Here is an 8,617-nt window from a genome sequence, read left to right on the forward strand (position 1 = left end):
TGCTCCCTTCAATTGGAACCGCTTTGATGGTTGCTCGCGGCCCCGAAGTCGATCTTTTGCTTTGGGTTTTCTCTATGCCGCTGAAGAGCAAGATCAAAAGATCGCAGCCTGGTTGCTCGCGGCCCCGAAGTCGATCTTTTGCTTTGGCTTTTCTCTATGCCGCTGAAGAGCAGGATCAAAAGATCGCAGCCTTTGGCAGCTCCTACAGGTGCGGTGTTGCGCCTGATCCTTGTGGCAATGCGATACAAAGGAGCACCGAGATTTCCTGTAGCAATGCAATTCCCTGTGGCGAGGGGATTTATCCCCGATCGGCTGCGCAGCAGTCGTAAATCCTTCACACGCGGAGTGCCAGGATAATCCGGGTGACGGGTGTTAGGGCTGCTGCGCAACCCATCGGGGATAAATCCCCTCACCACAAAGGCATCACTCACATTGAGGGCAGGCTTCAAAAACGTGTGCTCCCTTCAATTGGAACCGCTTTGATCGTGGCGCGTGGCCCCGAACTCGGCACCACCGCCGGCACACCCTGCGCCGCCGACGGCAACTGCGGCGCCTGCATGTCCGGCATCGCCCAACTGCGTTCCGGCTGCAAACCACCCTGCGCCCGACGCATGAAGTCATACCGATTCAGCGTAATGCTGCGCCCCGCCTCGCTGTCCCGAATGATGTACGGACGCAGAAACACCATCAGGTTGGTCTTGGTGATCGCCCGGCGTTCATTGCGAAACAGCGCGCCGATCCCCGGCAGGCTGCCCAGCCAAGGCACCGCATCATTGCTCTGGCTGTAGCCGTCCTGGAGCAAACCGCCAAGCACCATGATCTGGCCGTCATCCAACAGAATGCTGGTATCAATCGCCCGCTTGTTGGTGACAATCCCCGCAGAATTGGCGCTGGCCGAAGCTCGCTCATCAATGCTGCTGACTTCCTGATAGATATCGAGCTTGACCGTACCGCCCTCGGAAATCTGCGGGCGCACATTAAGCTTCAAACCGACCTCTTCGCGGGTCACGGTCTGAAACGGGTTGTTGCTGGTGCCCCCGCCGCCCGTGACATAACTGCCGCTGACAAACGGAATGGTCTGGCCCACAAAAATACTCGCCGCTTCGTTGTCCAGGGTCAGCAGATTCGGCGTCGACAGCACGTTGGTGCCGCCCTTGCTCTTCAGGGCGCGGGCCAGCACTTTCAGGTCGAGGATCTTGCCGATCCCGGGAATGTCGACGGTGCCGTTGACGTAGCCCAGGTTCAAACCCTGCGGCAGTACGTCGATGCTGGTCTTGCCGTTGGTGTTGATCCCCGAACCACCCAGATTCGCGCCACCAATCACGCCTTTGCCGCCAAGGTTGCCGGTCTGCCATTGCACGCCGAATTCGCTGGCATCGTCCTCACCGACTTCGACGATCAGGCTTTCGATCACCACTTGCGCGCGGCGCTGATCGAGCAGATCGATCACCTCGCGCAGGTTGCGATACAACGGCTCCGGCGCGGAAATCAGCAAGGTATTGGTGGTGGCGTCGGCCTGAATAGTCACGCCACCAGCGCTGAACGCAACGTTCTGTTCACTGGCCTGATTACCGCTGCTACTGGTACCGCCACTGCCCTGCGCGTAACTGCCGCCAGTGCTGCCACTGCTCGACGTGGTCGAAGTTGTGCCACTGGTTTGCGTGCCGCTCTGGCCGTTCTGCCCAGCATTGCCACCAGTGCTTGCACCCATGGCACTGAGCACCGAACGCGCGCTGTCGCTGGTGCCGCTGTCACTTTCACCCGTGAGCAAACCACGCAGTGCCTGCGCCAGTTTTGCCGCTTGTGCATTACGCAGATAAACCACATGCAGATTGCTCGGGTTGCTCTGCGCATTGTCGAGTTTGTAGATCAGATTACGCGCCAGCTCCGTGCGCTCCGGACTGCCCGCACGAATGATGATGGTGTTGGAGCGCGGATCACCGATCACCGCGATTTTCTGCGTCGGATCATTGCCCGGTGCATCCAGCAGATCAGCGACCATCGGCGCGATGTCCGCAGCAATACCGTTCTGGATCTGCACCACATCCGTGTCAATCGCACTCGGCGAATCAATACTCGCGATCAACTGCGCCACGCGGGTCAGGTTCTCGGCGTAATCGGTGATGACGATGGTGTTGTTGCCCGGGTAGGCGTTGATCGGATTGTTCGGCGAAACGATCGGCCGCAGCACCGGAATCAGATTCACCGCGTTCTCGTATTGCAAGCGGAACGTGCGGGTGAGCATGCCGTTACCCGCCGGCTTATCGGCGCTATAGATCGGCCCGCCCAGCAACTTCGCGTCCGCCTCCGGCACCACCTGCGCGACACCGCCGACATCGACCACGCTGAAACCCTGCATGCGCAACGCCGCCAGCAACATGTCGTAGGCCTGCCGCGCCGGCACCTGACCTTCCGAGACCAGCGTCAGCGTGCCCTTCACCCTTGGATCGACCAAAAACTGCTGACCGGTGGAACGCGACAACGCCCGCACCACCGCTTGAATATCGGCATCGACAAAATTCAGCGTCACCGGTTGATCACCCAATGGATTGCTCGGCAACGCAATGCCCGACGACGCGGCGCCGCTGCGCGCACTTTTGCTGATGTTGTGCAATTGCTTCGGCGCAGGTCGCGCCTGCGCCTGCGCGCGCTCGCGGTCGAGCACCGCGTCGCCGCTGCGCTGGGTGTTGGCCAGCGGCCGGCCCAGTTCACTGTCGACCAGCAACGGCGGCTGATTCTGTGGTGTGGTGGTGTTGCTGCACGCGCTCAACGCCATCAGCAGCATCGGCAATGCCAGACGTGCCGGTTTGGATCCTGACCCCTTCATGAAGCTTCCTTAGCGCCCTGCGCCTGATCCATGCGAACGGTGCCTGACAAAGTGCCGGCAGTGATCTCGGTCGAGGTGTTGTCTGCGCGTTGCAAACGGGCCTCGACCACTTGCAGAGAAAGTTGTCCCGGCGTGCTCAGCAACCAGTCGAGCAGCGCATCCGCCGGTGCGGCATCGAAGCTCAACTGCCAGGCGCCGCCGTCTGCGGGTTGCAACTGGAAATGCCCACCCAGACCGCTGGCCTGCAACGTCTGCTCAAGCGACTGGCCGACGCTCTGCCCTTCCGGGCGCACGCTGACCTCACGCAACAGCACTTCCAGTGCCTCGGTCTGTGCACGCAACTTGGGCGTTTCGCTCTGCCAATAACTGATTTTCTTCAGCGGCGGCTGGATCAGTGCGACCCACAGCAGCAAGCCGAAAAGCGCGATCGCCATTGCACTGACCATGCGTTTTTCACGCAGTGCCAACGGCTGCCAGCGCGCCTGAAGCTGGCGGGTGAACTGCTGCCAACGAGCGCGATAAACCGCCAGCGCTGCCTTATTCATCGTTTGCCTCGCTGCTGTCTTCGCTTTCGGTGGTGGTGTTTCCGCTGGCGCTGTTGTCAGCGCCCGGGCGCAAGGTCCAGCCGTCATCGTCCGCCGTCACGCTGATGCCGGCCTGGGCCAGAGAGCTTTGCCAGTCCTTGTCGTTGCCATTGCGCCGCGCATCGGTGAGCAAAGTGATCTGCAGCGCCCCGTCCGCGAACGACAGACGCTCGACACTGCCCGCCATCGACGGCATGCCAGTGCCGGCCTGCAACACCAATCGGCTGAAGTTTTGCGCCGGATCGTCCGCCGCGCCTTTCTGCCGTGCAGCGATCTGCTGACGCGCCTGTTGCAGCGGATTGAGGATCACCGGCAACTCGGGAAACGCCTGTTTCACCCGCAGATTCATTTGCGTCTTGAGTTGCTGACCCTGACCGGCCTCACGGGCGGCATACAGGTTCAAACCGATCACCCACACCGCCACGGCCAATAACGAAAAGCCAAGCGCCCGACCCCAACCACGCTGCTCGCCGGCCTGCTGTTGCACGGCGCCATGCAGGCCCCAACCCGGCAGCGGCCCGGTCCAGCGTTGCGCATCGGCCATCGGCAATTCGGCATCGGCCGGCGCGTGGTCGCCGATCCAGTGCAGCGTCGTGCCCGGCGTCCACGAAGCGCTGTCGACCTCGTCATCGAACAGCGGCTGCACCCACGCCGATTGCACGCTGTCACGCAGCAACAAATGACCGTCCTCCACGCAAGCAACCGTGCCCGGCAACACCGGCAAACGGTAAGCCGCCGGGTACAGACCGCGCAGGCTCAAACCGTGTTGCTTGAGCATCAGGCCCAGGCGCTGCAAGTGTTGCCGAGGTGCCCATGCAATCTGCACCTGCCCGGCGTCATCCCGAGCACTGTGAGCAATGTGCATCTCGGCGCTGTCGCCCAGCATCAAGGCTTGCGCCGCACACTGCACCGCCGCTGCAGTTTTGTTCGCCGGCAGCGGCGGCAAATCGATCGCCGCCACGAGGCTGTCAGCCGGGTGCAGAAAAGCCACCAGCGCCGGGGTTTTCGCCATCTGCCCCAACTGCTCCAGCGTCAGGCATTCTTCGCGACTGACCTGACCTTGCCGATCCAGCCAGGCGCAACTCAACACGCTGCGCAGGTCCAGTTCCGCCAATCTCGGCAAGGCAATCCTGAGTTGGCTCATACACCCACCCGCGACCAGATCACCTGCGGCAAGCGGTCCTGACTGCGATGCAGCAACGCCTCAAGACTGACCCGGCGCTGCTCGCGGCGCGCCTCGCCACGCAGGCGAAACCAGTCACTGGTGATGCCGACCTTGACGCTGCTGACTTCCAGATTCGGCATGCGCAAGCGGTTGACGAAATCGCCCCGGTTGATGAACCAGCGCCCGGCGTCGCGTTCATTGATCAGCGCCTGCGCACGCTCCAGCGACAACCCCGGCACATACGCCGCCAGCACCGGCGCGGTGGCGGTGTTGCCGTTGAGCCACGTCGTCGCGGGGATCACCGTCAGGTACGGCGCCATTTTGGCGATGAGCGCGTCATTTACCCCGTCAACGCTGCGCAAATCATCGAGATTGCGCAGCATCGGCAGCGTCGGATTCTGCGGTTTACGCGAAGCGTTGGGCGAGGTGGCGCGACCGCTGTCAAAGCCGCTTTTCGGCGCCTCGGCAATCGGCGGATTCAGCAGTCGCGGGTAGGACGCGATCACCCGCTGACTGATGCGCTGACTCAACCCGGCGCTGACCCCGATCAACTCACACAAACGCTGAAACGCCGCGACCTGCGCCTCGTCGACTCGCTCGTTGGCCACCAGATTGCGCAGGTTGAACTTGCCCTGCTCGTCTTCCAGTCGGCCTTCAAATCCCTGGGCAGTCAGACGCTGCGCCCACGGCTGATCGAGCCGGGTCAACGGGTCACGCTGGCGCGCATCCCAGAGCAATTGACGGCTGATTTCCAGCCCGCCCTGCACCACCCAACGCCCTTGCACGCGCTGCTGATCCGCCTCCAGCGCACGGGTCGACACGCTCTGGCGCGTCAGCATGCCCGCCGCAATCACCGCCACCACGGCCGCAATCAACAACGCGCTGATAATCGCCATGCCCTCTTGCTTCGCCCCATCAGGCGAACGGCTGTTCATGGCCGGCCTTACAGCTGCCAGGAACCGATATCGGCATTCACGCCGTCGCCGTCAGGCTGACCGTCGGCACCGAGGGAAAAGATGTCGATCTCGCCGTTGGCGCCGGGGTTGAGGTACTGATAAGGACGACCCCACGGATCGTTCGGCAGACGCTCCAGGTACGAACGCCAGTTGCTGTTCTTGGCATCCGCCGGCCGCTCCACCAACACTTTCAGGCCCTGACTCTGGTTCGGGTAAGTGCCGTGATCGAGGCGATACAGCTTCAACGCCTGCATCAAACCACCAATGTCCTGCTTGGCCGCCGTCGCCCGCGCCTGATCCGGACGGTCGAGCACTTTCGGCACCACCATCGCCGCCAGAATCCCGAGAATCACCACGACCACCATGATCTCGATCAGCGTGAAACCCTGCTGACCACGCGGCTTGCGCAACGGTTGATGAAGCGATTTGAAAGGTGCGATATCCATCTCGACATTCCCTGGCTTGATTCGATTCGACGCGCAGTGTTGCAAGAAGATATGTCAGGGATGTTGAAAATCCTCGGGTGTTTTCGTCGTCAAGCCGTCAAGGACGCGGGTTAGCGTCGAGGGCTGGGTTTTGGTTTTGGGCTGTTTATGCGTGTGCGTTCGCGGGAAGACGGTTTCACGTTGATTGAAGTGCTGGTGGCGCTGGCGATTATTGCCGTGGCGATGTCGGCGGCTGTGCGCGTGGCGGGGTTGATGACGCAGAGTAGCGGGCTGTTACGGGATCGGTCTGTAGCGATGCTGGCGGCGCAAAGCCGGATGGCGGAGTTGCGGTTGGACGGCAAGTTGCCGATGGGCATGAAAGCGCAGGATTGCGATCAGGGGCGGTTGTTGTTGCGGTGTGAGCAGGTGATTGGGGCGGCAGAGAATGGGCGGTTGCTGAAGATTGGAATTCAGGTGTTTGACCGCAACCAGGATGCCCCGCCCCTGGCAAAACTCGAAACCCTACTAACCCGCCCCCTGTAGGAGCTGCCGAAGGCTGCGATCTTTTGATCTTGTCTTTTAAAGGCCAGATCAAAAGATCGCAGCCTTCGGCAGCTCCTACAGGTTTTGTGGTGTTCGCAGATTTTGCACTCACCGCAAAACCCTGTGGGAGCGGGTTTGCCCGCGAAGGCGTCGGAACAGACGCCCAATCAATCACCAGGTGATTCCGACAACCGACTCACCGCCAGCTCTCCCTATAACTGAACACGGCAATCGGTCGAACATCGGCTTCTGGCCAATGACTGACTAACCTTAAATCCCTGCCAGGCATCCGGATGCCAATCAGCGTTGCGGATAAGGCACACCCAGCTCCCAGCGTGATTGCCAATGCGCGATGTATTGACGCGAAACCTCCGGCATATCTCGAATCACCACCACATTTTCCGAGTTGGCTGTTTCGGCGGACGGCGCGAAATTGAACGAACCGGTTTCGACCGTATTCCCGTCAACAATGATGGTTTTGTCGTGATGGAGATGGAAATGCTCATTGGTGCGCAGTTCCACGCCGTTCAAAACCACAAGGTCCATCGCCGTCTTACTGGACTTGCCCAGATTTCGCTTTTTATCGACCACTATGCGCACCTCCACACCACGCTTCTGCGCATCAATCAAAGCCTGCACGATATCGGGAGCCTGGAACGCATAGGCGAGCATTTGAATACTGTGCTGCGCAGACCCGATGGTTTCCAGAACCAGCTTTCGCGCCGAACCCTCCGGGGAAAAACCGACCTGAACGCTGGGTTCGGCATGGGCTATGGCCGTGGTACTGAGCAAGATCGCCAGCGCGGCGCATTGCAATCCAGTCATGTTTGAAGACCTTGAGTTGAACAGGCGGGACACTTTAGTTGCAGGACGTTGGCCCATCTGAGTTACCTCTTCCCGGAAAAGATCATCAGCCGCACCAGCCAACTACCCTTCAAAGTCGCAATGTATCTGCATGCTCTCTGTCGGATTGCGGTGAATCTTGAAGCCGCACTGCATCAGGGCAGCCTTGACCTCGTTGAGAACGCTAAGATGTTCAGCCGCCCTGCTGTGTTGAAGGCTCGGCGATGTAAATACGCCCAACGGCAAAAATCGCAGTCTCCTGCCATTCAGAATGATGGAAACATCGACGTGAGAGCCATCCACGTCATGCCCATTCGAGCCAAATATATCGTTCACCTCGTCTTTTCGGCCTGGATAGCAAGCGCAAAACAACCGGATGCCCAGCCACCTCGACAGGAACCTGAATAACCCCAGCTGACTGCTTTTATTTTCATATCCCCGAACGAGCAGTAGTTGAACTGACGGGGGAAGCTTGGACTGCGCTTCAATCAATTTAAGGAAGACATTTTGTTCAATCAGTACTTCAAAGGATGGCCAGCGAGGCTTGACCTTCAAGCCCTGATTCTCGCCCTTGAGAAGGGTCAACATAGCGTTCGAACTCTACTTTCAACTATCTGATTTCCCAAAATTTAGCATGAGCAAGCGTCCCTCCGCCTACAGACAAAAATCTACGCTGTCGGGCCGCCATCGCAGCCAAGCCAACCCCCACAAGTTTCAGCGCCCGGACACACTATCCGTGACTAACCCAAAACCCCGTGGGAGCGAGCCTGCTCGCGAAGGCGCCAGAACAGACACCCAATCAATCACCAGATGTACCCGACACCCGCATCAATCCGCCAATTGCAGATTATCCAGCGCCCGATTCACCGCCAGCTCCCCAAGCATGATCAACTGCGCAATCCCCAACAACGCCCGCCGCTGCGCTGCCGGCAACAGACTGGCGCAGTCCTGCGCAATGGTCTTGGCCGAAGCAAGTGTTTCGCTGGCATCGATCAGCAATTCTTCGTTTTTGTTGTCCGCAGTCACGGCATACATCCCGCGGATTCTACGTGGGGGCGGCGTGGACCCGGGCGGACAAAGGTAATGGTCGAGGGCGCGGTCGGCGGCTTCGTGGAATTTTTTTGAGTCGAGGGATTCGTAGGGGGAAACCGAGTCGGCTTCGGGCGGGTTGGGTGTTGGTTTGATCATGGTGAAGCTCCTTGATGACTGGAGCCGCCACCGTTCGCGGTCAAACAAACAGGGTGGCAGCTGTACGCGGGTTGACCGACCGGACA

10 protein-coding genes are annotated in these 8,617 nt (G+C 60.1%); 1 reads left to right on the forward strand and 9 read right to left on the reverse strand.

The genetic code is table 11. The features are described from left to right. Nucleotides 1–8: 8 nt before the first annotated feature. From ACIOWE_RS07525 to gspG, 6 genes are read right to left on the reverse strand one after another with little or no spacing between them, the layout of a single operon-like run. Nucleotides 9–449 carry a hypothetical protein gene (locus tag ACIOWE_RS07525; RefSeq protein WP_401389301.1) on the reverse strand — a complete coding sequence of 147 codons (441 nt, stop codon included), beginning with the start codon at nucleotides 447–449 and terminating at the stop codon, nucleotides 9–11. Beyond that, nucleotides 446–2,827, reverse strand: a complete 2,382-nt coding sequence (gene gspD, locus ACIOWE_RS07530) for a type II secretion system secretin GspD (RefSeq protein WP_401389304.1) — start codon at nucleotides 2,825–2,827, stop codon at nucleotides 446–448. Before gspD ends, ACIOWE_RS07525 begins: the two co-directional genes overlap by 4 nt. Then, the gene (gene gspM / locus ACIOWE_RS07535) at nucleotides 2,824–3,372 is read right to left on the reverse strand and encodes a type II secretion system protein GspM (protein WP_401389307.1); all 549 of its coding nucleotides are present in this window, start codon (nucleotides 3,370–3,372) and stop codon (nucleotides 2,824–2,826) included. The genes gspD and gspM overlap by 4 nt, the downstream gene beginning before the upstream one ends. Next, nucleotides 3,365–4,555 (reverse strand): type II secretion system protein GspL, encoded by a 1,191-nt coding sequence (gspL, locus tag ACIOWE_RS07540; protein ID WP_401389310.1) that lies wholly within the window; start codon nucleotides 4,553–4,555, stop codon nucleotides 3,365–3,367. The genes gspM and gspL overlap by 8 nt, the downstream gene beginning before the upstream one ends. Then, entirely contained in the window at nucleotides 4,552–5,511 is a 960-nt protein-coding gene (gene gspK / locus ACIOWE_RS07545) for a type II secretion system minor pseudopilin GspK (protein ID WP_401389313.1), read from the reverse strand. Before gspK ends, gspL begins: the two co-directional genes overlap by 4 nt. 8 nt (nucleotides 5,512–5,519) lie before the next feature. Further along, on the reverse strand, nucleotides 5,520–5,978 hold the full coding sequence (gspG, locus tag ACIOWE_RS07550; RefSeq protein WP_201203124.1) for a type II secretion system major pseudopilin GspG: 459 nt from the start codon (nucleotides 5,976–5,978) through the stop codon (nucleotides 5,520–5,522). Nucleotides 5,979–6,125: 147 nt separating this feature from the next. Between gspG and gspI the strand changes: the two genes are divergently transcribed. Next, complete coding sequence (gene gspI, locus ACIOWE_RS07555) at nucleotides 6,126–6,500, forward strand: type II secretion system minor pseudopilin GspI (RefSeq protein ID WP_401389317.1); 375 nt, start codon at nucleotides 6,126–6,128, stop codon at nucleotides 6,498–6,500. Between the two features lie 300 nt (nucleotides 6,501–6,800). On the opposite strand, the gene ACIOWE_RS07560 is transcribed toward gspI, so the two are convergent. The 3 genes from ACIOWE_RS07560 to ACIOWE_RS07570 all read right to left on the reverse strand — a co-directional run bounded on the left by ACIOWE_RS07560 (nucleotide 6,801) and on the right by ACIOWE_RS07570 (nucleotide 8,531). Continuing rightward, nucleotides 6,801–7,325, reverse strand: coding sequence for a phospholipase D family protein (locus ACIOWE_RS07560; protein ID WP_401389320.1), 525 nt, complete (start codon nucleotides 7,323–7,325; stop codon nucleotides 6,801–6,803). A gap of 102 nt (nucleotides 7,326–7,427) precedes the next feature. After that, entirely contained in the window at nucleotides 7,428–7,931 is a 504-nt protein-coding gene (locus ACIOWE_RS07565) for a hypothetical protein (RefSeq protein WP_401389323.1), read from the reverse strand. 240 nt (nucleotides 7,932–8,171) lie between these two features. After that, nucleotides 8,172–8,531, reverse strand: coding sequence for a DUF6124 family protein (locus ACIOWE_RS07570; RefSeq protein WP_401389326.1), 360 nt, complete (start codon nucleotides 8,529–8,531; stop codon nucleotides 8,172–8,174). Between the last annotated feature and the right edge of the window lie 86 nt (nucleotides 8,532–8,617).

This window comes from Pseudomonas sp. NPDC087598 (assembly GCF_044743525.1).
GTDB lineage: Bacteria > Pseudomonadota > Gammaproteobacteria > Pseudomonadales > Pseudomonadaceae > Aquipseudomonas.

Coding starts and splice junctions, on each gene's coding strand:
- gspD (WP_401389304.1), bottom strand. CDS start 2,827: ATGAAGGGGTCAGGATCCAAACCGGCACGTCTGGCATTGCCGATGCTG.
- gspM (WP_401389307.1), bottom strand. CDS start 3,372: ATGAATAAGGCAGCGCTGGCGGTTTATCGCGCTCGTTGGCAGCAGTTC.
- gspL (WP_401389310.1), bottom strand. CDS start 4,555: ATGAGCCAACTCAGGATTGCCTTGCCGAGATTGGCGGAACTGGACCTG.
- gspK (WP_401389313.1), bottom strand. CDS start 5,511: ATGAACAGCCGTTCGCCTGATGGGGCGAAGCAAGAGGGCATGGCGATT.
- gspG (WP_201203124.1), bottom strand. CDS start 5,978: ATGGATATCGCACCTTTCAAATCGCTTCATCAACCGTTGCGCAAGCCG.
- gspI (WP_401389317.1), top strand. CDS start 6,126: ATGCGTGTGCGTTCGCGGGAAGACGGTTTCACGTTGATTGAAGTGCTG.
- ACIOWE_RS07560 (WP_401389320.1), bottom strand. CDS start 7,325: ATGACTGGATTGCAATGCGCCGCGCTGGCGATCTTGCTCAGTACCACG.
- ACIOWE_RS07565 (WP_401389323.1), bottom strand. CDS start 7,931: ATGTTGACCCTTCTCAAGGGCGAGAATCAGGGCTTGAAGGTCAAGCCT.
- ACIOWE_RS07570 (WP_401389326.1), bottom strand. CDS start 8,531: ATGATCAAACCAACACCCAACCCGCCCGAAGCCGACTCGGTTTCCCCC.